Source organism: Parahaliea mediterranea, from assembly GCF_003402235.1.
In the GTDB taxonomy this organism is placed as follows: Bacteria; Pseudomonadota; Gammaproteobacteria; order Pseudomonadales; family Halieaceae; genus Parahaliea; species Parahaliea mediterranea.
Genome location: NZ_QEWO01000002.1, coordinates 860,401 through 884,486, shown reverse-complemented (window position 1 = coordinate 884,486; position 24,086 = coordinate 860,401). Strand labels below are relative to the sequence as shown.

Below are 24,086 nucleotides of genomic sequence, written 5' to 3'. Positions count from 1 at the left end.
TTGGGCAGCAGGTTCTCTTCCGGCACAAACACTTCATCCATCACGATCTCGCCGGTGATGGAGGCGCGCAGGGCCAGCTTGCCCTCGATCTTCGGCGCCGACAGGCCAGCCATGCCCTTCTCCAACACAAAACCGCGAATCTTGCCATCGTCGGTTTTGGCCCACACAACGAACACATCCGCCACCGGGCTGTTGGTGATCCACATTTTGGCGCCAGAGAGTTGATAGCCGCCGTCCACGCTGCGGGCGCGGGTGATCATGGAACCCGGGTCGGAGCCGTGGTCCGGTTCGGTCAGGCCAAAGCAGCCGATCCACTCGCCGCTGGCCAGTTTCGGCAGGTACTTCTCGCGCTGGTCCTCGGTGCCGTAGGCGTAGATGGGGTACATCACCAGGGACGACTGCACGCTCATCATGGAGCGGTAGCCGGAGTCCACCCGCTCCACTTCGCGGGCGATCAGGCCGTAGCTGATGTAGTCCACGCCGGGGCAGCCGTAGCCGCTGATCGTGGCCCCCAGCAGGCCCATCTCGCCCATTTCGCGGAAGATGGCGAGGTCGGTGTGCTCCGCGCGAAAGGCCTCGCGCACCCGCGGGGCAAGCTGGCTCTGGGCGTACTGGGCGGCGCTGAGCTGCACCATGCGCTGTTCGTCGGTGAGTTGCTGCTCCAGCAGGAAGGGGTCCTGCCAATTCAGTTTCTGCCAGGATTTGCTTTGTTGCATGTCTTGCTCCAGTGACAACGGGAAGATTACAGGTAGATGATCAGTGATTTCTGCGGCGCTTCGGGATTGATGAGGTCCACGCGCTTGTGACGTATGCGAAAGCCATCGGCAGTGCTGACAAGATGGTGCTCGCAGGTTCCGGCGTACACGCGTTGCTCTTCGCGGTACCACATCACCACATGAAAGTTGCAGGTGATACGCAAATCGCCTTGTTTCGTTTTGCCCTGGTGGCGGATGTTGCCGAGCAGATGCGATGAGCGAACGGGCGAATCTTTGGATGAAGCGCGAGGATGAACAAAGTTACGGCGGCGAATTTCCATCATGACCCGATCGTCGTACATGTGGGATACATGATTCAGTGCATCGAGTTGGTCTTCCCTGGCGGGCATCCAGTAGGTGCCATCTTCGGTAAACAGCTTCATCCAGTTGTCGAGGTCCGGTCGGTCGAGCAGCGCGGCCTCTTCATAAAGGAAAGTCTCTACGGCTTTGATGTCCAGGCTATTATTCATCGGTAGATTTCCCCATTCATGAATTCTTTCCAGGCCTTGTACTGGGTCCGCATGTCGAGGTCGCTGGTACCGCCGCCTACTACGCGATCTTCCAGTTGCTGATCGCGGCCAAGCTGACGGTGGTATTCAACCCAGTCGCTGCCGGAAGACTCCAGCCCTTCCTGGGCTCTGCGGTATACCTCCAGGTCGTCAGGGCCCACCATGCCGGCGGAAGAGTTGACGAGTCGGGAATAGAGGAGGGTGCGCTGCAGCATTTCGTCGGGGGCGCCTTTTAGGCGGAAAGACCAGGTTTCAACAATGAAACGGTCTACAGCGACAGGGCGAACTACGCGAATATTCTGGACCGCGGTTTTGATGGTCAGTGATGGGTAGAAGAGCGTGTTGTGGGTGTTAAAAGAATAGATTTCCCGTGCTTTTTCCTCGCCATAGCTGGCGACCATACGCGAGTGGTATTCGGGCATGACGGTGTAATTGGCGTGAATACTGGTTTTTCCACCGTCGTAGTGATGCCCGTAGCGAAAGCCGGTAATGCCTGAGTCTTCGAAATTCTCGTAAGAAGAGCCAAAGGGAAGAATGATCTCCGCTTCTGAGCGCTCGCGCGTGGCGCTTTCCGGCAGTGAATCGATATAGTCTTTGGCGGCCTGTACGACAGACTGGTGTACTACCATCGGGTGCATGGTGTCGTTGAGGTTTTCCAGGAAGAACTTCCAGTTGCATTCGTGCTCGTAGCGAAGCACGCCGCCGGCTACCTCAACTTCGCCGTCCGGTGAGCGGTCACAGAGGTTGTCAATGCAATCGATAGCGCCGCCAAGCCAAGTTTTCAAGTCTGGTGCTTGCGACGATAGAGTGGCGAAAACAAAGCCGCGATAGCTTTCGACCTGTGCAAGCGGTTGCATGTTGTTACAGGCGTCGTTGAGGTCAAACCCGGTTCCTTCGTAGCCCGCTTCATTGGGAATCTTGATCAGGGTGCCGTCGTGCTTGTAGCTCCAGCCGTGATAGGGGCAACGAAAGGCGCCGCGCACGTTACCCTCCCGGTTTTCTACCAGCTTAGCGCCTTTATGGGCGCATCGATTGTGCAGCACGTGCACCTGATCTTCCTTGTCCCGAACCATGATGACCGGGACTTTGTGTGTGATGTTGGTGGTAAAGTAGTCGCCAGTGTTTGGTACCTGCGATTCGTGTCCGATAAAAATCCAGGCCTGCCCCCAGATACGCTCCATCTCCAGTTCGAAGATGTCGCGATCTATATAGAGGCGCTTGTGGAGTCGCGCAGGTTCAACGAGTGAATCGATTTCGGTAGTGCTTATTCTGTTATACATGCGGTGTCTCCGGATGGGGTATTTACAGAGAGAGCGAACCCAGGCTGGCTCCCCCGCAGACCATCAGTGTCTGGCCGGTAATAAAATCGTTGTCGGGGTGATTGAGAAACGAAACCGCCCTGGACACATCACCCGGCAGGCCAACGCGACGCATGGGAATACTCTGTGCCATGCGCCGCATCTGCTCACTGCCGTCTTCCACCACATTGTGGAACATTTCGGTGGCTGCGATAGGACCAGGGGCAACAGTGTTCACGGTAATGCCGTACTCGCCCAGTTCCAGTGCCCAGGTGCGAGCCATGCCCATCATTCCCGATTTTGTGGCGCTGTAACTGGTGCGGGTCTGCATGCCGAGTGCCGCGCGGGAAGTGATTAGTATGATTCGGCCGAAATGTCGCTCGCGCATACCGGGAATAAATGCCTGGCTCAAGCTGATAGCCGCGCCGATATGTACCTGGTTCAGATAGTCCAGGTCTTCAAGTTGGACCTCGGCTAGCAAGTTGGCGCGTATTAGGCCGGCATTGTGCACCAGACCTGTCACAACATGTTGTTCAGCAAGCTCGGCGGCAATCACCCGGGTGCGTTCGCGGTCGCTGAGATCCAGGGCGATGTTGTGCAGGGACGGGTGGTCGAGTTCCAGCGGACGGCGGGCCAGATTGACGACGCTGTAGCCGTCGTTCAGCAAGTCTGTACAGATGGCGGCTCCTATGCCGGTGCTTCCGCCGGTGACGACAATAGTATCGTGCGTTTTATTCCCTCGTACTTTGTTCATGTCAGATTCCCCCGGTAAATTCGGCTGGCTGGGTAAGGCCCAATTGCTCCGCAATGGCGCTGCGTTGTGCCCTGGTGCCAATGGGCGTGTTGGCGGCGACGGCAATCAGGACGGCGTTGCGAGAGCAGTCGCTATGGCTGAATACCGTGACAGCAGTGCCCGCGGCAATGTCGCGTCTAGCTGTGTTGTCGAAGGTCTGCGCAGCAACGTGAGCAAAAACGGTGACCTCGCAGTCCAGGCGGATGGTGGCTACCGGCCACGGTGCTGCACCGATTCTCCGTTTGAAAAACTCCCACAAGCTGTGGTGCAGTGTCACGCTGGCCAGTACGCGCCCGTTCCCTGACGCCGGCCGCCATTTCAATGATCCACAGAGGCAATTGGCACAGACTTCTCGCGGCGGGTACTGCACGGCCCCACAGTCGGTACAGCATTGCAAGGCAAGGGGAACTGCAAGATTGGCCGCGGTGAAGTCCATGCCGACGGGGGTCCGCTGGCGCGGTGGCCTGGCGTAGCGCCGGCGGGATGGCCGATTGAGTTTCAGGCGCTTGCGCATGGTTTGCCACTTGCTCATGTTTCGGCGCTCCCCAGGATGGCCGCAGCGCTGCATAGGCCGCGGTCGTAGTTGATCATGCCGAATCCGCTGACCATCGCACGGTGCGCACCACTGACCTGATTCGGGCCGGCCTGTCCAGTCAGCTGGCGAATGCTCTCTACAATGCCGAGGTAGCCCGCCGCCGAGCCAGCCTGGCCTACGGAAAGCTGCCCGCCGGATGTGTTGTGCGGCAGCTTTCGTTCCTGTGGTCCGCTGCTGTCAAAGCGCATATCAGTATCTCGAACGAAGGCCGGGCCTTCGCCTTTCGCACAGAAACCGAGATCCTCCATCTGCAGCATGCTGATCACCGGGTAATCGTCATAGGTCTGCAGAATATCGATGTCTTTGGGACCGATACCGGCAGCGTCGTATAGGGCGTCGGCATACTCCGTCCAGCCGCCACGCAACTGCACATCGTCTTCGCGGTGGGCATTGTGCAGCTCTCCGGCGGAGAGAATGCGACAGCAGGGAATGCTGAGGTGGCGGGCACGTTCTTCGCTGAGCATGAGGAAGCCCTCACCGCCAGCGCAGGGCATCACACAGTCAAACATGTGCAGGGGACCGGCGATACGGCGGGCACTCAGGTATTGCTCGAGGCTCAGGGGCTTGTGATTCAGCAGCGCGGCAGGATAGTGGTTGGCATTGTAGCGCTGGTCCAGCGCAATGCGGGCAAAGTCTTCTCGCGTCGCGCCGAATCTCTCCATGTAGTGCTGGGTTATCAGCGAGAAGGCGGTATTGGGGCCGCCTGCCCCGTAGGGAAAGCTGGCATCGATCGTGAAGTTACTGAAGTTGGCGGCAATGCCTTCAAAGGAACGGTGCGCGGCGCCGTCACCGCCGACGCAGGCAATGACTTCCGCGTCGCCGGCCTGAATGGCGCGAGCGGCGCGGCGCAGGGCGATAAGCCCGGCGGCGCCGCCGTAGGGCAGTTGCGCTATCCAGCGCGGGCTCATCTGGAAGTGCTGGGTCAGGGTGATCGCGGAGTCGGCTCCCAGCGAAAAACTGGATATGGCGAGTCCGTCGACATCGTCCTTGGTCAGGCCAGCACTGCGGAGCATTTCCCGCAGGGTGTTGCCGATAAACCAGTTGGCGCCCCGGGGGCTCTGCTTGGCATAACCGAAGCTGATAGGGGCGGCAATGACAACACCTGAGTAGTCTTTCATGATGGTTATCGCCGCTTTTTCAGGTGGCGGGTGTCAATACAGTTGCCCGTAGCGACGCGTTCCCGGGCCATCGCTTTGATATCACCGCGCCGCGGCTTGTTGGACGCAGTGCGCGGTAGTTCGCTACAGAACAGCACGTAGCCCGGCGCCTTGTAGTAGGCCAGCTGGTCCAGGCAGTGCTCGACGATATCCTGTGCTTGTTGTTCTGTAGCATCGGTCTGCAGGCTGGTGATAAGGCAGGCAGCGACCTCGTCGCCACGCAGTTCGTCCGGCACAGCGGTGACAATGGCTTCGCTCAGCGCCGGATGGGTAAGCAGGGCGGCTTCAACCTCCAGCGCGGATATATTTTCGCCAGAGCGCCGAATCACATTTTTTCGCCGATCAACAAAGTACAGGCTGCCATCGTTGCCTTCGCGAACTACATCGCCGGTATTTAACCAGCCGTCCTGCCACGCTTCAGCAGTGGCGGAGGCATTCTTCAGGTAACCGGAAAAAAAGCCCCGCGCCGGCCGATCGCCTTTGGCGCGCACCCGCAGTTCGCCTGCTTCGCCCTTTGCAACGGGTTGCCGGTTCTCGTCTACCAGTTGGTATTCCAGATAACCCGGGGCTTTGCCAAAACAGCAGGTGCCCACATGGCGTGGCTCGTGGCTGGCGATAATGCTGCCGCCTACGCCGGACTCGGTCATGGCCCAGGCTTCGAGCAGGGGAAAACCAAAACGCGCTTCGAACTTTGCGTGATGCTTGGGATTGACCCCGGCACCAAAGCCAAACTTTACCTGCTGCCCAATGTTGTCCAGTGGCGATTCGGGCAGTTCTAGCAAAATCGCTGGCAGTACGCCAAGGTAGTGCACGATGCTTGCGCCACTCTCTCGCACCACCTGCCACCAACTGCGTGGGTGAAAGCGATCCAGTTGGATGATACAGCCAGCGCTTTTTATCATCGCCATGGTAGAAACCGCCATGGCGTTCATGTGGGTCAGAGGCAGGGGCGTCAGCAGGCGTTCAGCGCCGTGCTCCAGGGTGGCGAGTCCACCGATACTTGTGTACCAGTCACCGGCGAAGAGAAAGTACTCGTTGCTGAGAATACAGGCCTTGGGTTTTCCCGTACTGCCCGAGGTAAACAGTAGCGCGCATTCCGTTGCGTTGCCCGGTATTTCACCGCTTCGTCCGGTGACTTGCGGCAGGCTGTCGAGCTGCTCACAGTCGATAACTGGCACAGGCTGTTTGAGCAGGGCAATTGCCGGCGCCATTTCCGCTACCGCCTCGGGCAGCGCTATCATCACGCTCGCCTCGCCGTGTTCCAGAAAGTAGGCGATCTCTTCCGCCTGCATCTCGCGGCTTACCGGGATGACGCTGCAGCCCAGGCTGTTCAGGGCCAGCCAGTGGATGAAGAAGGCCGGACGGTTGTCCAGCACCAGCGCTGCCCGGTGCGGGTGGCCAAAACCGTGTTCGGCGTACTTGGCTGCGCAGTGCTCGATCTGGGTGAGGGCCTCGCGATAAGCCAGGTCGACAGGGCCAGCGGCGTAGGCCGCCGCAGATTCAGCGGGTATGTGCAGGAATGGACGTTCGCCCGCCTGGCTGGCTGTGGTGGTAAACGCCTGGAAAACTGTGGTCACGGCAGGCCTCTGGTTCTGGGCTCCAGTCGTAGGGGCTGGAGCAATGCTGAAGTTGATATTTTAAATATAAAATATAATAGGTGCAGGAAGCCCGTCAAGCCACCTTGGCCTGCGGGCTGGTACTGGCTGTGTTTACGCTTGGCGCTGCGCCTGCCACCCGGAAAAGCTGTCATCACTGTTTGCCAGCGCTTCCAGCAGTGCACTGGGCTGCCAATTGTCTGCCGACAGGGTGTCGCGGTAGTGGCATACAGTTTTGTAGACCTGTTTTACACCCAGCGTATCCGCCAGATGCATCGGACCGCCGCGATGGCGGGGGAAACCGTAACCGTAGGCGTACACCGCGTCGATGTCGCCGGGGCGCTGGGCGATGCCCTCCTCCAGAATGCGGGCGCCTTCGTTGATGAGGGCGCAGGTCAGGCGTGAAACGATTTCCTCCGCGCTGATAGCGCGACGTTCCACACCGAGTTCACGGGCGGCGGACTCGACAACCTCAAGTACGGCTGGGTCGTCGCTGCGCTTGCGGGTTTCGGGATCATACTGGTAGTAGCCCTTGCCGGCCTTCTGCCCCAGTCTGCCCTGCTCAACCAGCAGGTCGGGAACACGGTAGCTTTTCGGATCGCCTTTCTCGTCATCGCTCAGTGCCTGGCGGGCCTTGTAGCCGATATCGAGCCCGGCGAGATCCCCCACAGCCAGGGGCCCCATAGCCATGCCCCAACCTTCCATGGCACTGTCGATCTGCGCCGGAGTGGCGCCTTCGATCAGGCAAAGCTGTGCCTCGCGCTGATAGTGGCGCAGCATCCTATTGCCGATAAAACCATAGCAAACGCCGGCCAGCACCGGGACCTTGCCGATGCGCTTTGCCACGGCCATTGCGGTGGCGATAATTTCGTCACTACTGTGATCGGCGCGCACAATTTCCAACAGTTTCATCACATTGGCCGGGCTGAAAAAGTGCAGGCCCAGCACCTGTTGCGGCCGGTTGGTCACAGCGGCAATGGCGTTCACATCCTGGTAGGAGGTATTGGTGGCGAGGATGGCCCCGGGCTTGCATATGTTGTCTAGCTGGCGGAATACGGTCTGCTTGAGCTCCAGATTCTCAAACACCGCTTCAATGACCAGGTCGACATTGGCCAGAGAGGTATAGTCGGTGCTCCCCTGGATGAGGGCTTGTGCAGCTGCTGATTTTTCTTCGGACAGTCTGCCTCGACTGACACTGGTGCTGTAGTTCCTGGCGATCAGTCCTAAACCCCGCTCCAGGCCTTCCGGGCTGTTGTCGATCAGGGTGACGGCGATGCCGGCATTGGCGAAGCACATGGCAATGCCGCCACCCATGGTGCCTGCGCCGATGATGCCGACCTGCTCGACTGGGAGGGGGCGGGTATCTTTGGCCAGACCGTTGACCTTGGCAGCTTCGCGCTCGGCGAAGAACAGGTGGCGTAATGCGCTGGACTGGGGGTCGGACATGCATTCCAGAAACAGCGAACGCTCCAGCTTCAAGCCCTCTTCAAAGGGGCGGGTGGCCGCAGCTTCGAGGCAGTCGATAATGCGCTGAGGGGCGCGTTCACCACGGGTTTTTTGCTGCAGGCGCTTTCTGGCGGCGTCCAGGGTTGCCTTGTCCTGCTCGCTAAAGGCGATCGGTAGTGCGCTGGCCCGCCGCAGCGGCGCATTACCGTCTAGCAGGGAGCGTGTGTAGTCCTTGGCCCCCTGCAGCAGGTCTTGCCCGGCGGCGAGCAGATGATCCACCAGTCCTGCATCCAGTGCCTTTGCGGCTGCCATCGGCTGGCCACTGGTAATCAGTTCCAATGCGGTTTCAAGGCCGGCCAATCGCGGTGTGCGCTGGGTGCCGCCAGCACCGGGTAGCAGGCCGAGTTTGACTTCAGGCAGGCCGACCCGGGCACTGGTGTCGGCACACCGATAGTGACAGCACAGCGCGGTCTCAAGGCCGCCGCCCAGTGCGGTGCCGTGCAAGGCGGCAACAGTGAGCTTGTTATGCTCATCCAGCCGTTGCAACACCTCGCCCAGCACTGGCTCAAGGGGCGGCTTGCCAAATTCGGTAATGTCAGCGCCGGCAATAAAGGTTCGCCCTTCGCAAAGAATGATTAATGCCTTGGAGTCATCGGACGACGAAGCCTCCAGCGCTTTCATCAGGCCACTGCGAACACTTTGGGACAGGGCGTTGACCGGTGGGTTGTCGATACGGACGATGCCAATATCATCTTCTATGCTGTAGCTGACGGTTTCCGACATGGGACTCACTTCACTGCGGTGACTTCAATTTCGACAAGGGCCTCATCTTCCACCAGTGCGGTGACCTGTACAACACTCATAGCGGGAAAATGCTTGCCCATGACATCGCGGTAGGCGGCACCAACTTCGCGTAAATTTTTGATATAGGCTTCTTTATCGGTGATGTACCAGGTCATGCGGGCCATGTGCTGGGGGCCGGCGCCTGCGCTGGTCAGCACGTCGCGGATGTTGGTCAGCGCCTGCCGTACCTGGCCAGCGAAGTCGTGGCACTCGAAGACGCAGTCGGAATTCCAGCCGATTTGGCCGCCAATAAAGATGTGTTCAGTGCCGCGGGTCAGCACGCCATTGGCGTAGCCTTTGGGGCGGGGCCAGCCTTCGGGAAGCAGGGTTGTGTGCATAGTAAGCTCCTGATGCGAGTACGGGATTGGCACTGGATTATATTTTAGACCTAAAATATAATCTACCGGAAGCATGGTCATATCGTTATAAAACTGCAGATCCTAGCGGGGAGAAAAGCATGACAGATTCTATTCTGGTGGAACTTGCACTGGGCCTGGCCAGCAGGAAAATCCGTATTGTCGACCTGACGGCCACGCTGTCGCCGGATACACCCATTCTGCAGTTGCCCACTGAATTTGGCTGGGGTGAGTCTTGGCCATTCAGCATGGAAACCATATCGCGCTACGACGAAAAAGGCCCCGCCTGGTACTGGAACAACCTTAAGTGTGGTGAGCACACCGGCACCCACTTTGATGCGCCCATCCACTGGGTCAGTGGTAAAGACCATGAGAACCACGCCACTGACACCCTGCCGCCCGAGCGGTTTGTCGCGCCCTGCGTTGTGATTGACGCGGTGGCCGAAGCTGCCGAGAACCCGGACTTTCTGATGAGCGTGGATTTCATCAAGGAATGGGAGGCGCGCCACGGTGAAATTCCCGCCGGCTCCTGGGTGTTGTATCGCACCGACTGGTCCAAGAAGACCAACAACGACGAATACCTGAATATGAAGGATGATGGGGGCCATACTCCGGGCTGGGATCCTGCCACTGTCGTCTTTCTTGCTGAGGAGCGTGACATTATCGGCGTCGGCGTGGAAACGGTTGGCACCGACGCCGGGCAGGCGCCCGCACAGGACCCGATGTTCCCTTGCCACAACCTGATGCACGGCGCTAACAAATGCGGCCTGGCAAGCCTGTGTAACCTGGATCAGTTACCCGCGACGGGCGCGATTCTGATTGCTGCGCCACTGAAGATTGAAAATGGTTCAGGCAGCCCCGCGCGCGTCCTCGCCCTGGTGCCTGGGAGCTAAATAACAATGGCTGAGCGGTCGTTTGCCCACGAAGTACAGAAGTTACGAGCGGGACAGGGCGAGGTATTCAAGGGCGAGGGTATTCTCGCCATTACCAAGGCGCTGTTGCAGTCCGGCGTGTCGTATGTTGGTGGCTACCAGGGGTCGCCGATTTCCCACCTGATGGATGTGCTCAATGATGCCCAGGAAATCCTTGGCGAGTTGGGTGTACATTTTGAAGCTAACGGCAGCGAGGCAACGGCGGCTGCCATGCTGAGCGCCTCCATCAACTATCCGTTGCGCGGCGCCGTCACCTGGAAGTCAACGGTGGGTACCAACGTCGCTTCAGATGCGTTGTCCAACCTGGCGTCGTCCGGCGTTACCGGTGGTGCCATGGTTATCGTGGGGGAGGACTACGGTGAGGGCTCCAGCATTATGCAGGAGCGCACCTACGCCTTTGCCATGAAGGCGCAGATGTGGCTTATTGATCCGCGACCCAATCTACCGAGCATCGTGGACATGGTGGAAAAGGGCTTTGCCCTGTCCGAGGCAAGCAATACACCGTTGTTTTTCATGATGCGTATCCGTGGCTGTCACGTCACGGGCGAGTTTTTCGCAAAGGATAACCAGCCTCCGGCGTTCAGCGACCGAAACCCGGTGTTTCCCAACCGCGAAGCGGAAAAGATCATTCTGCCGCCGAATGTTTATGAGCAGGAGCGGGAAAAGATCGCCGAGCGCCTGCCGGCCGCACTCAAGTTTATTCGTGAGCACCAGTTGAACGAGTTTTTTCCGGGTAAGTTTGAGCAGTTAGGCATTGTGGTCCAGGGCGGTGTCTACAACACTGTGATACGCGCACTCCAGCGCCAAGGCCTGGCCAATGCCTTTGGCGACTCGGATATCCCGATCTACGTCATGAATGTCGCCTACCCGTTGGTGCCGGAGGAGTTGGTCACCTTTTGTCGCGACAAGCAGCAGGTACTGGTGCTAGAAGAAGGGCAGCCCGAGTATGTGGAGCAGGGCATTCACACTATTTTGCGACGTAACGGTGTGGATACCCGCGTTTATGGCAAAGACATTATGCCGATGGCGGGGGAATACACGGGACAGGTCATGTTACACGGGCTGACCCGCTTCCTGCAGGCCGCGCGCCTCCCGGGAGTTGAGTTGCCTCTGGACCTGGCTGCGGTGGAGGCATTGCGCACCCCGCTTACCGAAGATGACCGGCTGACCCTGATGGACAACGTGCCGCCGCGCCCCTCGGGGCTGTGCACCGGGTGCCCGGAGCGGCCGCTGTTCTCCGCATTGAAACAGGTGCAGAAGGAGCTTGGTCCCTTCCATATCAGTTCGGATATTGGCTGCCATTCCTTCGCTACGCTGGCGCCTTTCAACCTGGGCAATACCATCATGGGCTACGGCCTTTCGCTGGCCAGTTCATCGGGTATTCGTCACACGCTGCCGCACAAGTCGATCAGCATCATGGGTGACGGCGGGTTCTGGCACAACGGATTGACCAGCGGTGTTACCAGTGCAGTGTTCAACAAGCACGATGGCCTGTTGATCATTGTCGACAATGGTTATGCCGCTGCCACTGGCGGCCAGGATATCCCGTCGCTGGTAGAGCCCAACAAGATCATTGCCACCACGATCGATGCCGACCGGGCCGGGCGTGACGATCAGCAACCGATCGACGAAGCCTGCCGGGGCGCTGGCGTGAAGTGGATACGCACCGTATCGACTTACAGCGTTGACACGATGAAAGACACCCTCAGGGAGGCGCTAACCACTGAGGAGAAGGGCCTGAAGGTGATCATTGCCGAAGGCGAATGCATGCTGAACCGCCAGCGGCGCATCAAGCCGCTGATGAAGCAGTCAATCAGCAGTGGCAAGCGCACTCTGCGCGCCCGCTTCATGGTCGACAGTGAAACCTGCACCGGTGATCACGCCTGTATCCGTATTTCCGGTTGCCCCTCGCTGACCATCAAACCCAACCCGGACCCACTGCGCAAGGATCCAGTGTCCTATGTGGACAATAGCTGTGTGGGCTGTGGCGTTTGTGGCGCCAACGCACATGCTGCCATTTTATGCCCGTCGTTCTCGCGGGTCGATCTGATCTACAACCCCAGCCGCTGGGATCGCACCGTCGCCGGGGTGCGCCAGCGCGTGATTGGCTGGTTCCAGGCCCGGGGTGAACGTAAAGACAGGGCGCAGGTGTTATGAGTCAGAAAACCATCAATATGGTGATTGCCGCCCTGGGCGGTGAGGGCGGCGGTGTGCTGTCCAACTGGTTGATCGATGTGGCCGACAGAGAAGGCTGGATGTGCCAGTCGACATCGCTGGCCGGGGTGGCACAGCGCACGGGCGCGACGATTTACTACTTGGAGTTGTTCCCGCGTAGTGCGATCACCGATGGCCGCCTGCCGGTTATGTCGCTGTTCCCCGCCCAGGGCGATATCGACATCGCAGTGGCCTCGGAAGTGGCCGAGGCGGGGCGCATGGTGCAGCGAGGCTTTGTGACGCCGGATCGCACGACGCTGATCGCATCGGATCATCGGGTTTATGGCATTACTGAAAAACAGCACCTGAGTGACGGCATTATCGATGCAGATCGTCTGCGAGATGTTGCCCAGCGCTATGCGCGCAACTATGTTCATTACGATATGCAAGCGCTGGCCAGTGAACATAACACTGTGATTTCAGCCATTCTGTTTGGCACTATCGCTGGTGCCGAGGTGCTGCCTTTTTCACGCGGCAGTTTCGAAGCCACGATCCAGGCAACGGGCAAGGCGGTAAAGGCAAACCTGGCCGCGTTTGAGGCCAGCTACCAGCGCGCCAGGCAGGGCGGTGTGGAAACGTTCGAGCCGGTGCATGTGACGCCCTCGCAAGAGAGCGGATTCCAGTTGCCGCCCGCGCGCAGTGGCCACGGTCGTGAACTGCTGTCGCACATTGAGCGCTTCCCGTCATCCTGCCACGAGGTGTTGTACCAAGCAGTACTTAAGCTGGTGGACTACCAGGATGCCGCTTATGCCGCACAGTATCTGGACATGCTGCAACCGGTGTTCGAGGCCGATAGCGGCGACAACGACCATGACCTCACGCGTGAAACCGCGCGTTACCTGGTGTTGTGGATGTGTTTCGAAGACATCCCCCGCGTTGCCCAGTTCAAGACTCGTGCCACGCGCATGGACAAAGTGCGCGAGGAAGTGCGCGCCGAACCGGATCAACTGTTCAACGTCACGGAATTCTTTCGCCCGCGTGTTGAAGAAGTCTGCGCCATGCTGCCGGCCGGCCTCGGTCGCCGGGTGCAGGATTCGCCGATCTGCAACCGTTTGATTGGCATGTTCAGCGGGGGCAAGCGTCTGCGCACCAATACGGTGTCAGTTTATGTGATGTTGCGCCTGCTGGCCGCCTGTCGCCGCTGGCGGCGCGCAAGCCTGGGTTACCAGCACGAGCATGCCATGATTCGGCGCTGGCTGGATGCAGTGATCGGCGCGGCGAGTACAGATCCGGCACTGGCGCGGGAAGTGGCGGAACTCGGCCGCCTGGTGAAAGGCTATGGCGATACGCGTTTGCGCACAACCGGGCAGGTCGGTGTCATGCTGACCCGGCTGCAAGGGGAGGCCGAGTGTAGTGCCGAGACACTGCGCCAGTGGCGTGAATCAGCACTGGCGGACGATGAAGGCGAGGCATTCCGGCGCCAGTTGGCTGCCTGATGCTGCATTCCTTCGTTAGCTGTTGTATGGCAGTTATTGCACGGCCAAATCGGGTTGGCAGTTCTCTGGATTTCGCTCGGCCAGAATGTCGATATTGAAGCGCATAACTCTTTCATTGTACTGGTTGAACGCTTCGTTGCGGCTGCGGATGACACCCCAGCGGTTGCGTATGAGACGCTCTGGTTTTTCGGTGATTTCGTAGGTAAAGGTAATGGTGTGCCCGGGTCGAACCGGCTGGAACCATTCCAGGTCTTCAATACCCATACCTGCGCCGTTGCGGCGTCCGTCTCTCACGCCTTGGGCAAATCGCTCCATGTAATCCACCATCAGTCGCATCCAGGTGGCTGTCAGGTGCCAGCCGGAGGCGACCAGCCCCTGATAGAGAGTGTCGCGGGCCTGCACCGGGTCGGTGTGGTGAATGGCCGGCGCGAAGCGCTTGCCGAATTCGATGATCTCCAGCTCACTGAAAGTGTGCGAACCGAAAACGTGAAACTCGCCGACGGGAATGTCTTCCCACCAGCGGCTGCGGATATAGGGCTCAGGCTGTACCAAGGTGCACCCCCTGTTCGGCATGTGCGATCAGCAGCACGGCACTCAGCTCGACGACCGGCTTGTGATCCTGATTATTGACCTGGATGTCGACCCGGGCGCGTCCGCAGCCGGGTTGGCGTGATTCGGCGTCGGTGCTGGTGACGGTGAACTTGCCGTGCAGCGTGTCATCGACCATGACCGGCATCTTCCAGCGCAGGTTGGGTACGGCTTCAATGCCCATGACGGGAATGTCTGCTGCCTGCAGGGTGTCTGTGAGCAGGCGCATGACCAGGGCGGTGACCTGCCAGCCACTGGCGCACAGGCCTCCGAAAATGGAGGCGTCCGCCGCTTCGCTGTCGAGGTGGTAGGGTTGGGGGTCGAATTCAGCTGCGAAGGCGAGAATATCCTCGCGCCGCAGCTGCAGCTGTCCGGTGGTAAACGCCTCACCGGACTGCAAGTCGCACCAGAATCGCTTCATGCCGACTGTCCTGTAGTGGTTGGCGCGGGGCTGGCCCGCGCCGCTACCTTAAACCAGGTGCCGTAATGCGTCTAGCGATGCCGGGTTGTTGTGCCTTATGCGTTGTTCCCGGTAAAGGCCGCCATTGCCTGACGGGCAATGATGGTCTGCTGCACTTCGGATGCGCCTTCGTAGATACGCAGGGCGCGAATGTCGCGATACAGCGATTCGACGATGTGTCCGCGGCGCACGCCATGTCCACCGTGTAGCTGGACTGCCGCGTCGATCACCTGCTGGGCAGATTCAGTGGCGTGCAGCTTGGCCATGGCTGCTTCCCGGGTTACCCGGTCGGCAACGCAGTCCCGTGTCCACGCCGAGCGATATACCAGCAGGGCACTGCTGTCGATGGCCAGTGCCATTTCGCCGACCTTGCCCTGTACCAGTTGCAGGTCGGCCAGGGTGCCCCCGAAAGCCTTGCGATTGCTGATATGTGACAGGGTCTCGTCGAGGGCGCGACGCGCCATGCCCAGGGCCGCGGCAGCAACCGTCGAGCGGAACACGTCCAGCGTGCCCATGGCAATGCCAAAGCCGCGGCCGGCTTCGCCAATGCGCTGGCTGGCTGATACGCGACAGTCGGTGAAGCGCAGGGTGGCAAGGGGATGGGGGGCCACCAGGTCGATGCGCTCGGCAATCTCAAAGCCGGGCGCATCGGCTTCGACGATAAAGCAGCTGATACCCTTGGCGCCCGGAGCCTCGCCGGTGCGAGCGAACACGGTGTAGAAGTCCGCGATGCCGCCGTTGGAAATCCAGGTCTTCTCGCCGTTGAGGATGTAGTCGTCGCCATCGCGGGTGGCGGTGCAGGCCATGGCCGCCACATCGGATCCGGCATCGGGCTCAGACAGGGCGAAGGCCGACAGCTTGCGACCGGCGGCGATATCGGGCAGGAAGCGCTCTTTCTGGGCGCTGCTGCCAAACAGGGAAATCGGGCCGGAACCAAGCCCCTGCATGGCAAAGGCAAAGTCCGCCAGGGCGTGGTGCCGGGCCAGGGTTTCCCGGATCAGGCACAGGCTGCGTACGCTGAGTGTATCGAGCGTGCCGCCACCACTGGCTGGCACGGCATAGCCGGTGATGCCGGCTTCACCCATGGCTTTCACAAGATGGATGCAGGTGCCGTCTAGGTCGTGGTGTTCGTTGACGGTCAGGGAGGGCAGGTGTTCTGCCGCCCAGCGGTCAACCGCAGCTTCCAACTCGCGATGACTCGCGTCGAGAAAGGGCCAATCAAGATAGCCTTTGTCACTCATGGCGTGCTCTCCTAGTCGCCTTGAAATACCGGTTTCTGTTTATTGACAAAGGCCTGGTAGGCGCGCTCGAAGTCCTTGCCCTGCATGCAGATCGCCTGGGCCTGTGCCTCGGCCTCGATGGCCTGGTCCACCGACATGTTCCATTGGTGGTGTAATTGATTCTTGGTGACCCCATTGGCAAAGGTGGGGCCGGCGACCAGCCGCTCGGCGGCTTGTTGGGCTGCAGTGGCTGGGTCGTCACTGACGCCGTTGAAGAAGCCCCAGCGCTCGCCTTCCTCAGCCTGCATGGCGCGGCCGAAGAACAGCAGTTCACTGGCGCGGCCCTGCCCGATGATGCGCGGCAGGATGGTACAGGCGCCCATATCGCAGCCGGCCAGGCCGACGCGATTGAAAAGGAAGGCAACTTTGGCGTCCGGTGCGGCGTAGCGCAGATCGGAGCTCATCGCGATAATGGCGCCGGCGCCAGCGCAGATGCCTTCCACCGCGCTGATGACGGGTTGCGGACAGGCGCGCATGGCTTTGACCAGATCGCCGGTCATGCGAGTAAAGGCCAGCAGTTCCTTCATGTCCATGCCGGTCAGCGGCCCGATGATTTCATGGACATCGCCGCCCGAGCAGAAATTGCCACCAGCACCGCGGATGACCACTGCGTGAATGTCATCGGCATACACCAGCGCGCGAAACAGGTCGCGCAGTTCTGCGTAGGATTCGAAGGTGAGGGGGTTTTTGCGTTCCGGACGGTTCAGGGTGATGGTGGCAATGCCGCCCTCGGCCTGCCACAGGAAGTGGGTTGCCTGGTAGTTTGCCATGGGTGAACTGTGCATGTGATTGTCCTGTGCTGGTAATTACGAAGCGCGTCAAGCGGCCACGATAAGCCGTGAATGGCAGCGCATCTGACGCTTCACTTTAAACGGTTTCCCCGCCGCTGACTGAAATGGCCTGGCCGGTGATGGAGCGGGCTTTGGGTGAACACAGCCAGCTCACGGTGTCAGCAACTTCCTCCGGCTCGATCAGGCGGCCCTGGGGATTGGTGCGGGTGAACGTGGCCAGTGCCTCGGATTCGCTGCGACCGGTCTTGCTGACAATATTGGCCACGGCGTCGCGGATAATGTCGGTATCGGTATAGCCCGGGCACACGGCGTTGATGGTGACACCCTTGTCGGCAAGCTCCAGCGCCAGCGCACGGGTGAGCCCAAGCACCCCGTGTTTTGCCGCACAGTAGGCGCTGACATAGGCGTAGCCCTTGAGCGATGCCGTACTGGCGATGTTGATGATGCGGCCGCTGCCCCGTTCACGCATGCCTGGCACCACCTGCGCGCAGCAGTTGAACACACCATCCAGGTTGACGGCCATCACCTGACGCCAGCCCGCGGCATCCAGTTTGTGAAACGGTGTGGTGGGTGCAGCTCCCGCGCAATTGATGAGGGCTTCCACAGGGCCCAGCGCCTGGCTGGCCTCGCTAAAGGCCTGCGCAACGCTATTGGCATCGGTAACGTCGCAGGTGACGATGCAGGTGCGGCTGTTGGCCGTCAGTGTGTCTCGCGTGGCCTGCAGGGGCTGTGAGCGACGCCCGAGCAAGCTGACTGCGTAGCCTTCAGCAGACAGGGTGCGGGCTATTGCCGCGCCAATACCGCTGCCGGCACCGGTGATCAGGGCGTGTTTCACGAACTGGCCGCCATTTCGCGAGCACGCTCCATATTGACATGGAGCTGGCGGTAGCCAAGGAAGTACTGATGGGGCTCGGAAACGCCCACACCGGTGTGACCCATCTCAGCCGCGGCCCGCAGCGTCCAGCCTGGGTCGGCCAGATGGGGGCGGGCGAGACACACTAGGTCGGCGCGGCCGGCTGCGATGATGCTGTTGACGTGGTCGACCTCGTAGATATTGCCTACAGCCATAGTGGCGATGTTGCCCTCGTTGCGTATGCGGTCAGACAGAGGCGTCTGGAACATGCGCCCGGGCAGCGGTTTGGCCTGGTGCGACACCTGCCCGCTGGACACATCGATGATATCGGCACCGGCCTCGCTGAAGGCCCGGGCAATTGCCACGGCGTCTTCTTCCGTGTTGCCCTGTTCTTCCATCCAGTCACAGGCGGATATCCGCACGGACATGGGCTTGTCAGCCGGCCAGACCTCGCGCATGGCGCGGAACACTTCCAGCGGGTAGCGCAGCCGGTTTTCCAGATTGCCGCCGTACTCGTCGTCACGCTGGTTCATAACTGGCGTGATGAAAGAACTGAGCAGGTAGCCGTGGGCGGCGTGCAGTTCAATCATGTCGAAACCGGCCCTTTCGGCGCGTTGGGCGGCGGCGACATGCTGCGCGGTGATGGCATCCATCATGTCGCGGGTCAGCGCTGCAGGCACAGGGCTGTAGCTGTCGTAGGGCAGGGCAGAGGCAGAGACCAATGGCCACTGGTCCGCGTCGTCAAGTGGTTCGTCGAGAATATTTGGGTCCCATTTCCAGGGCTCCTTGGTGGCACCCTTGGCGCCTGCGTGGCCAATTTGCAGGCAAAATTTCGCCTTGGAGTGCTTGTGCACAAAGTCGTTGATACGCTTCCAACTGGCTTCCTGCTCGTCGTTCCAGATGCCGGCGCACCCGGGTGTGATTCTGCCCTCGGGTGAAACGTCGGTCATTTCTGTATACACCAGGCCGGCGCCGCCCTTGGCCAAGCTGCCGTAGTGCACCAGGTGCCAGTCGTCGGGCAGGCCATCCACCGCGCTGTACATGGACATGGGTGACACCACGACCCGGTTGATCAGGTCCATGTCGCGCAGTTTGTAGGGCAGAAACATCGGTGGCACGGCACTGTCGAAGGTATCGCCCAGCACCCGCCTGGCCAGATGCTTCTCCATGCCCTCCAGCCAGGACTGGTCGCGCAATCGCAGGTTTTCGTGGCTCACGCGCTGGCTGCGGGTGAGCATGGAATAGTTGAACTGCTTGAGGTCGAAGGCGCGCGCATAACGCGGTACGTTCTCGAACCAGATCATGGCGTTACGCGCGCTGTTCTGCAGGCGCAGCGCATCGATCTCCCGTTCGGCCTGGTAGGCGTGCAGCGCTTCGCCGATGCTGCTGTCGCGCGTGAGGTGATCCGCCAGGGAGATGGCGTCCTCCAGCCCCAGTTTGGTGCCGGAGCCAATCGAAAAGTGCGCGGTATGGGCGGCGTCGCCAATCAGCACGACCCGCTCGTTCTTCACCCAGTTGCGGCACAGCACATGGGGGAAGTTGATCCAGGCGGAGCCACGGATGTGGGCCGAGTTGGTCAGCAGTTCGTGCCCGCCAAGGTACTTCTCAAAGATCTTGCGGCAGGTCTCGGCGCTTTCGGCATGGCTCATATGCTCGAAGCCGATGGCGTCGTAGACGTCGGGATTGCACTCGACGATAAAAGTGGAGGTGTCTTCGTCAAACTGGTAGGCGTGGGCCCAGATCCAGCCGTGCTCGGTCTCCTCGAAGATAAAGGTGAAGGCATCGCGAAAGGTCTGCTTGGTGCCCAGCCATACGAACTTGTTGGGCCGTACGTCGACACTGCAATCGAAGGTTTCAAGATCGGCGTTGCGGATGCGGGAATTAATGCCATCCGCGGCAACCACGACATCGGCGTCGGCGAAGCGGGTATCAATATCGTCGGGTGAGAATTCGTTCTCAAACTCCAGTACTACGCCCAAGTCACGGCAACGCTGGTGTAGAATCTGCAGCATGCGTTTGCGGCCAAGCCCAATGAAACCGTGGCCATCGGAGCGTTCCAGGCCGCCTTTGAAAAAGCAGTCGATCATGTCCCAGTGGATGAACTCGTCGGCAATCTGCTGGCCGCTGATCGGGTCGTTGGCCATTAGGTTTTCCACCGTCTGGTCCGAAAACACGACGCCCCAGCCAAAGGTGTCATCAGGGCGGTTGCGCTCGTACACGGTGATATCATGCGACGGGTCGCGCAGCTTCATGGAAATGGCCAGGTAAAGTCCGGAAGGGCCGCCGCCAAGACACACGATTTTCATGGGTAATCCTCTGTAATTTGCAGATGCGCCGCGAGCGGTCGCCAGAGTGCCAGTATTAGTTTAAGCTTAAAACTTGGCACGAGTATAGCGCAAACATTTTATGTTTAAAATATTAAATATCAGACCATGACAGATACCCAGCCCCTTTCCAGTCTCGACCACGAAACGCGCTTGCATGAGGATGACCACCATTCGATCAAGCTCTGGCTGCGCCTGCTTACCTGCTCCAGCCTGATAGAGTCGCGGCTTCGAACAGCGCTACGTGAAACCTTTGATACCACCTTGCCGCGCTTTGACTTCATGGCGCAACTCGAAAGGGCTCCTGATGGCCTTACCATGGGGGAGTTGTCCCGGCGCATGATGGTGTCTGGCGGTAACGTGTCAGGTATCGCCACTCAACTGGTGAACGAGGGACTGGTGTCGCGCAGCCCGCTGCCAGGTAACCGGCGTACCGTGGTGGTGCGTCTCACCGCCAAGGGTGCCAGGGCGTTCTCTGAGATGGCAGACCAGCACGAGCAGTGGGTGATTGGCATGCTGGGGCATTTGAAAGCGAAAGAAGTCGATCAATTGATGGGCTTGCTCAGCCGCGTCAAGGAAGGCCTGTAGCGCTACCGGAGCGGTGGGGCTCCCCTGGCGCCAGCCCTTGCAGGGCAAAATATTTTAAGTTTAAAATGTTGTGCCCTGACCCGCGCTGGAGCACACCATGTGGAAGCCGCCCGAACGCATCAAGTACACCGCTGTTGAGGATGACTGGCCCAGTGCCACTGAGGCGGCCGCCAGTCGCCTGTTTTCCCCCGTGCAGGTGGGCCCGCTCGTGCTGACGCAGCGCACATGGGTGCCCGCCATGGTGCCCTGGCGCTCCAATGAAGAGGGGGAGGTGACGGCCGATGTACTGCAATGGTACGAGCGCTTTGCCCGGGGCAAGCCCGGCGCGATTGTGGTGGAAGCCACCGGTATTCGCGATATTCCCAGCGGCCCGCTGCTGCGCATTGGCAGTGATCGCTATATTCCCGGGCTGAAAAAGCTGGTGGATGTGGTCCGCGAAGCCAGTGACGGCCAGACCCGCCTGCTCATCCAGATAATCGATTTTCTGCCCATTCGGCGCCGTCCGGACCCGGAGAAGTTCCTGCGCCGTTTTTTACCGGTCGGTGATCACCACCGGCAAGCGCTGGATATGCCCGGGGCCAGCGAAGAGGCGGTCCGCGAAGCCTTGCTGGCACTGGAACCCGAGGCTCTGGAAGCAACCCTCACTCCAAAAGAGTGGGAAGACATGCAAATGGGCTATCGTGAGCGAGTAACCGATACCCACATCAAGGGTATTGCACAATTGCCCCAAACCCTGCCCGAGCTATTCGCCAATGCGGCCCGGCGGGCCGAACAAGCCGGGTTTGACGGCGTCGAACTGCACTATGCTCACGCCTACACCATGGCGTCATTCCTCTCGGCCACAAACACACGGGATGACGGCTATGGGGGGGCACCGGAGAATCGTGTCAGGTTGCCGCTGGAGGTGTATCACGCAGTGCGCGCAGCCACGGGCGAGGGCTTTGCCGTGGGCTGTCGTTTTCTGAGTGACGAAATTATTGACGGTGGCAATCGGCTGGCTGACGCCTGCTATTTTGCCCGCTGCTTCGCAGAGGCCGGCATGGACTTCCTGTCGCTATCCCGCGGTGGCAAGTTCGATGACGCCAAGCAGCCCAAGGTGGGGTGGGCTGCCTATCCCTATACCGGGCAAAGCGGCTACGAGTGCATGCCAGGTTATATTTCTGATCAGCAGGGGCCCTTCGGCCGCAACATAGCGCCCGTTGCCCGTATTCGTGAAACCCTCAGGGCGCATCAATTGCCGGTGCCGGTCGTCGTGGCAGGGGGAATTTACGGCTTTTCCGCTGCAGAGGACATTCTCGTATCTGACCAGGCCGACATCATTGGCTTTGCGCGACAGGCGCTTGCAGACCCCGACTGGTTTGAGAAAGTTCGCACGGGTTACGGTCCCGCGGTGACGGTGTGCCGGTACAGCAACTACTGCGAAGGGCTCGACCAGAAGCACAAGCAGGTTACCTGCGAGTTGTGGGACCGGGAAGCACTGGACGAACCGGGGGTGGCGCTTACCGCTGATGGAAAGCGCCGGCTAATTGCGCCGCAGTGGACCGGGCAGGAATAGGCCTGGATTACCAGCTCCGGCGTATCCGGACGACTCCGACTATTGCTTGTAGAACGCGGGCTTGGCCTCGGTAGTCGGTCGCCAGTCATCGCCATAGAGTTCGCGATAGACCCACGGGCGTGGTACGGAACCCTTGACTGTTCCACCTTTCCACAGGTCGTATTCGGCGGTGCTGTACTGCCTGAAGAAAGCGTCCAGTTGGTGATCGAGTTGCTGCGAGATCTTCTCGTACTCAGGGTCGCCGAAGACATCGTTCAATTGTTCGGGATCTTTCTTAAGATCGAATAGAGAGTGATGGCCGGTGCCGTCGAGGCGTTTCCAGTAGGCGTAATCCCGGGTCCGGATGGCACGGGTTTCTTCCTGTTCAAAAAATATCGCGTCTCTCCACGGGGCTTTGCTGGATGCCTTGCGTGTCAGTTCCGCGAAACTCTTCCCGGGGCTGTTTTCCAGATTGATATTGTTGATGCCAGCCAGTTCGATGATTGTTGGTGCAAGGTCATACTGGCCGATCAAGTCCCGGTTCTCCGACCCAGCAGGAATCTTGTCTGGATGGCGGATGATGAGAGGAATATTCATGACGACATCGTAGGGACGCGCAGGAAAAGGGGTCATTGCGTGTCCCCAGAAGCCGTGTTGGCCGTAAAAGTTTCCCTGGTCAGTGGTGTATATGACGATGGTGTTTTCGTCGAGGTGGTTGCGATCCAGGGCGTCCAGTAGGCGGCCGACACCATCATCCACCAGAGTGTTCTGGGAAGCGATGTTGGCGCGTGTGGCCGGGTCGGCATTCATCCGCACGTAGTTGTACTGGAAGTGGTTTTTAACCTCCTCTGCGGTGTGGTAGTCACTGCCTGGGTCAGGGCCCGAGATCTGTTTGAGTATCTCCTCGTTGATTCTTTCGACGGGAAAGGAGGCCAGGGGCTGGTCGCGGTACTGTTCATAGAAACGGTTGCGGGCAGGCCCCATGTTGGTCGGCGGGTTTAAGTAGGGGCCATCGTAGGTCACCATCAGGAAGAACGGCTCTTCACCGTCTACTTTGTCCAGATAATCCACGGCTTTGTCGGTGAAAAAATCCACGATGTGCTGCCCTTGAACGGCGTACTCCCTGCCGTTGTCGATTACCTTGTTGTCCCAGAAGTCCACTGTGTGGCCCACCGAGAAGGTGACCCAGTGGTCTATGCCCGATGGCCGCTGCCGGGGCTGGCCGAGGTGCCACTTCCCGATCAGGCCCGTCTGGTACCCGGCGTCGCGCAAAGTGCGCGGCAGGGTACGAAACTCGTTGATGGCGTTCCAGTCAGCCGGCCAGTTGTCCATCTGGTGATCTTCCAGCCAGTTGTGCACGCCATGCTGGGAGGGCATAAGGCCTGTCATGATGGTGGCGCGGGTGGGGGAGCACATGCCGTTGACGGCGAACAGGCCGTCAAAACGCATGCCCTGGGCGGCGAGTGTGTCCAGGTTCGGGGTTTTAACATCGGGATTGCCGTAGGCGCCCAGCAGAGCCGATGGTTGGTTGTCGCTGATGATGTAGAGAATGTTGGGCCTGGTTACCGGTGCCGCGGAAGCCAGTGCGGGAAGCAGTGCAGTGGCGAACAAGGCGAGGTGTCCAAGCGGCTGCCAGTTCCACCGAATCAGCCCGTATATATTCAGTCGATTCTGTAACATTTTCTCTCCCTGTTTGGGTTGCGGCGAGGCATGTGCATAGCCGGGCGTGGGCATGATGT

Annotated in this window: 21 protein-coding genes; 5 read left to right on the top strand and 16 right to left on the bottom strand. The window is 59.8% G+C overall.

Features of this window, described 5'->3' with window-relative positions; genetic code table 11:
- The 9 genes from DDZ17_RS09400 to DDZ17_RS09360 all read right to left on the bottom strand — a co-directional run.
- Positions 1 to 716, bottom strand: a 716-nt coding sequence (locus DDZ17_RS09400; RefSeq protein ID WP_193940565.1) for an acyl-CoA dehydrogenase family protein, incomplete at its 3' end; no start/stop codon positions are given.
- Between the two features lie 26 nt (positions 717 to 742).
- On the bottom strand, positions 743 to 1,225 hold the full coding sequence (locus DDZ17_RS09395) for an aromatic-ring-hydroxylating dioxygenase subunit beta (RefSeq protein ID WP_116366104.1): 483 nt from the start codon (positions 1,223 to 1,225) through the stop codon (positions 743 to 745).
- Positions 1,222 to 2,544 (bottom strand): aromatic ring-hydroxylating dioxygenase subunit alpha, encoded by a 1,323-nt coding sequence (locus DDZ17_RS09390; RefSeq protein ID WP_116366103.1) that lies wholly within the window; start codon positions 2,542 to 2,544, stop codon positions 1,222 to 1,224. The genes DDZ17_RS09395 and DDZ17_RS09390 overlap by 4 nt, the downstream gene beginning before the upstream one ends.
- 22 nt (positions 2,545 to 2,566) lie before the next feature.
- Complete coding sequence (locus DDZ17_RS09385) at positions 2,567 to 3,316, bottom strand: SDR family oxidoreductase (protein ID WP_116366101.1); 750 nt, start codon at positions 3,314 to 3,316, stop codon at positions 2,567 to 2,569.
- Position 3,317: 1 nt separating this feature from the next.
- A complete protein-coding gene (locus tag DDZ17_RS09380) occupies positions 3,318 to 3,887 on the bottom strand; it encodes a Zn-ribbon domain-containing OB-fold protein (RefSeq protein ID WP_116366099.1) in 570 nt (189 codons plus the stop codon).
- Positions 3,884 to 5,068, bottom strand: a complete 1,185-nt coding sequence (locus DDZ17_RS09375) for a thiolase family protein (RefSeq protein ID WP_116366097.1) — start codon at positions 5,066 to 5,068, stop codon at positions 3,884 to 3,886. The genes DDZ17_RS09380 and DDZ17_RS09375 overlap by 4 nt, the downstream gene beginning before the upstream one ends.
- A gap of 5 nt (positions 5,069 to 5,073) precedes the next feature.
- Entirely contained in the window at positions 5,074 to 6,684 is a 1,611-nt protein-coding gene (locus tag DDZ17_RS09370) for an AMP-binding protein (protein WP_116366095.1), read from the bottom strand.
- Between the two features lie 132 nt (positions 6,685 to 6,816).
- Entirely contained in the window at positions 6,817 to 8,931 is a 2,115-nt protein-coding gene (locus DDZ17_RS09365; protein WP_116366093.1) for a 3-hydroxyacyl-CoA dehydrogenase NAD-binding domain-containing protein, read from the bottom strand.
- 5 nt (positions 8,932 to 8,936) lie between these two features.
- A complete protein-coding gene (locus DDZ17_RS09360) occupies positions 8,937 to 9,329 on the bottom strand; it encodes a RidA family protein (RefSeq protein WP_116366091.1) in 393 nt (130 codons plus the stop codon).
- A 137-nt stretch (positions 9,330 to 9,466) separates the two neighbouring features.
- On the opposite strand from DDZ17_RS09360, the gene DDZ17_RS09355 reads away from it, so the two are divergent.
- From DDZ17_RS09355 to DDZ17_RS09345, 3 genes are all read left to right on the top strand, one after another.
- The gene (locus DDZ17_RS09355) at positions 9,467 to 10,240 is read left to right on the top strand and encodes a cyclase family protein (protein WP_241505841.1); all 774 of its coding nucleotides are present in this window, start codon (positions 9,467 to 9,469) and stop codon (positions 10,238 to 10,240) included.
- Positions 10,241 to 10,402: 162 nt separating this feature from the next.
- Entirely contained in the window at positions 10,403 to 12,436 is a 2,034-nt protein-coding gene (locus DDZ17_RS09350) for an indolepyruvate ferredoxin oxidoreductase subunit alpha (protein ID WP_241505840.1), read from the top strand.
- Positions 12,433 to 13,929 carry an indolepyruvate oxidoreductase subunit beta family protein gene (locus DDZ17_RS09345; protein ID WP_116366085.1) on the top strand — a complete coding sequence of 499 codons (1,497 nt, stop codon included), beginning with the start codon at positions 12,433 to 12,435 and terminating at the stop codon, positions 13,927 to 13,929. The genes DDZ17_RS09350 and DDZ17_RS09345 overlap by 4 nt, the downstream gene beginning before the upstream one ends.
- Positions 13,930 to 13,962: 33 nt before the next feature.
- Here DDZ17_RS09345 and DDZ17_RS09340 read toward each other — a convergent pair whose 3' ends face one another.
- From DDZ17_RS09340 to DDZ17_RS09315, 6 genes are all read right to left on the bottom strand, one after another.
- The gene (locus tag DDZ17_RS09340) at positions 13,963 to 14,481 is read right to left on the bottom strand and encodes a hotdog family protein (protein WP_241505839.1); all 519 of its coding nucleotides are present in this window, start codon (positions 14,479 to 14,481) and stop codon (positions 13,963 to 13,965) included.
- Entirely contained in the window at positions 14,468 to 14,938 is a 471-nt protein-coding gene (locus DDZ17_RS09335) for a MaoC/PaaZ C-terminal domain-containing protein (RefSeq protein WP_116366081.1), read from the bottom strand. The genes DDZ17_RS09340 and DDZ17_RS09335 overlap by 14 nt, the downstream gene beginning before the upstream one ends.
- Before the next feature lie 95 nt (positions 14,939 to 15,033).
- Positions 15,034 to 16,218, bottom strand: coding sequence for an acyl-CoA dehydrogenase family protein (locus DDZ17_RS09330; protein ID WP_116366079.1), 1,185 nt, complete (start codon positions 16,216 to 16,218; stop codon positions 15,034 to 15,036).
- An 11-nt stretch (positions 16,219 to 16,229) separates the two neighbouring features.
- Positions 16,230 to 17,042, bottom strand: a complete 813-nt coding sequence (locus tag DDZ17_RS09325) for an enoyl-CoA hydratase family protein (protein ID WP_116366077.1) — start codon at positions 17,040 to 17,042, stop codon at positions 16,230 to 16,232.
- 82 nt (positions 17,043 to 17,124) lie between these two features.
- Positions 17,125 to 17,883 carry an SDR family NAD(P)-dependent oxidoreductase gene (locus DDZ17_RS09320; protein ID WP_116366076.1) on the bottom strand — a complete coding sequence of 253 codons (759 nt, stop codon included), beginning with the start codon at positions 17,881 to 17,883 and terminating at the stop codon, positions 17,125 to 17,127.
- Positions 17,880 to 20,207, bottom strand: a complete 2,328-nt coding sequence (locus DDZ17_RS09315; RefSeq protein ID WP_116366074.1) for a bifunctional salicylyl-CoA 5-hydroxylase/oxidoreductase — start codon at positions 20,205 to 20,207, stop codon at positions 17,880 to 17,882. Before DDZ17_RS09315 ends, DDZ17_RS09320 begins: the two co-directional genes overlap by 4 nt.
- A gap of 126 nt (positions 20,208 to 20,333) precedes the next feature.
- Between DDZ17_RS09315 and DDZ17_RS09310 the strand changes: the two genes are divergently transcribed.
- Entirely contained in the window at positions 20,334 to 20,813 is a 480-nt protein-coding gene (locus DDZ17_RS09310) for a MarR family winged helix-turn-helix transcriptional regulator (RefSeq protein WP_116366072.1), read from the top strand.
- 97 nt (positions 20,814 to 20,910) lie between these two features.
- Entirely contained in the window at positions 20,911 to 22,368 is a 1,458-nt protein-coding gene (locus tag DDZ17_RS09305; RefSeq protein ID WP_116366070.1) for an NADH:flavin oxidoreductase, read from the top strand.
- 39 nt (positions 22,369 to 22,407) lie between these two features.
- Here the strand turns inward: DDZ17_RS09305 and DDZ17_RS09300 are convergent, their stop codons facing one another.
- Complete coding sequence (locus DDZ17_RS09300; protein ID WP_116366068.1) at positions 22,408 to 24,081, bottom strand: sulfatase-like hydrolase/transferase; 1,674 nt, start codon at positions 24,079 to 24,081, stop codon at positions 22,408 to 22,410.
- Between the last annotated feature and the right edge of the window lie 5 nt (positions 24,082 to 24,086).

Excerpts from the sequence above, each read along its gene's own strand:
- DDZ17_RS09315 (WP_116366074.1), bottom strand. The coding sequence starts at position 20,207 with ATGAAAATCGTGTGTCTTGGCGGCGGCCCTTCCGGACTTTACCTGGCC.
- DDZ17_RS09325 (WP_116366077.1), bottom strand. The coding sequence starts at position 17,042 with ATGCACAGTTCACCCATGGCAAACTACCAGGCAACCCACTTCCTGTGG.
- DDZ17_RS09300 (WP_116366068.1), bottom strand. The coding sequence starts at position 24,081 with ATGCCCACGCCCGGCTATGCACATGCCTCGCCGCAACCCAAACAGGGA.
- DDZ17_RS09310 (WP_116366072.1), top strand. The coding sequence starts at position 20,334 with ATGACAGATACCCAGCCCCTTTCCAGTCTCGACCACGAAACGCGCTTG.
- DDZ17_RS09380 (WP_116366099.1), bottom strand. The coding sequence starts at position 3,887 with ATGAGCAAGTGGCAAACCATGCGCAAGCGCCTGAAACTCAATCGGCCA.
- DDZ17_RS09345 (WP_116366085.1), top strand. The coding sequence starts at position 12,433 with ATGAGTCAGAAAACCATCAATATGGTGATTGCCGCCCTGGGCGGTGAG.
- DDZ17_RS09360 (WP_116366091.1), bottom strand. The coding sequence starts at position 9,329 with ATGCACACAACCCTGCTTCCCGAAGGCTGGCCCCGCCCCAAAGGCTAC.
- DDZ17_RS09375 (WP_116366097.1), bottom strand. The coding sequence starts at position 5,068 with ATGAAAGACTACTCAGGTGTTGTCATTGCCGCCCCTATCAGCTTCGGT.
- DDZ17_RS09390 (WP_116366103.1), bottom strand. The coding sequence starts at position 2,544 with ATGTATAACAGAATAAGCACTACCGAAATCGATTCACTCGTTGAACCT.
- DDZ17_RS09330 (WP_116366079.1), bottom strand. The coding sequence starts at position 16,218 with ATGAGTGACAAAGGCTATCTTGATTGGCCCTTTCTCGACGCGAGTCAT.
- DDZ17_RS09395 (WP_116366104.1), bottom strand. The coding sequence starts at position 1,225 with ATGAATAATAGCCTGGACATCAAAGCCGTAGAGACTTTCCTTTATGAA.
- DDZ17_RS09350 (WP_241505840.1), top strand. The coding sequence starts at position 10,403 with ATGGATGTGCTCAATGATGCCCAGGAAATCCTTGGCGAGTTGGGTGTA.
- DDZ17_RS09305 (WP_116366070.1), top strand. The coding sequence starts at position 20,911 with ATGTGGAAGCCGCCCGAACGCATCAAGTACACCGCTGTTGAGGATGAC.
- DDZ17_RS09335 (WP_116366081.1), bottom strand. The coding sequence starts at position 14,938 with ATGAAGCGATTCTGGTGCGACTTGCAGTCCGGTGAGGCGTTTACCACC.
- DDZ17_RS09365 (WP_116366093.1), bottom strand. The coding sequence starts at position 8,931 with ATGTCGGAAACCGTCAGCTACAGCATAGAAGATGATATTGGCATCGTC.
- DDZ17_RS09385 (WP_116366101.1), bottom strand. The coding sequence starts at position 3,316 with ATGAACAAAGTACGAGGGAATAAAACGCACGATACTATTGTCGTCACC.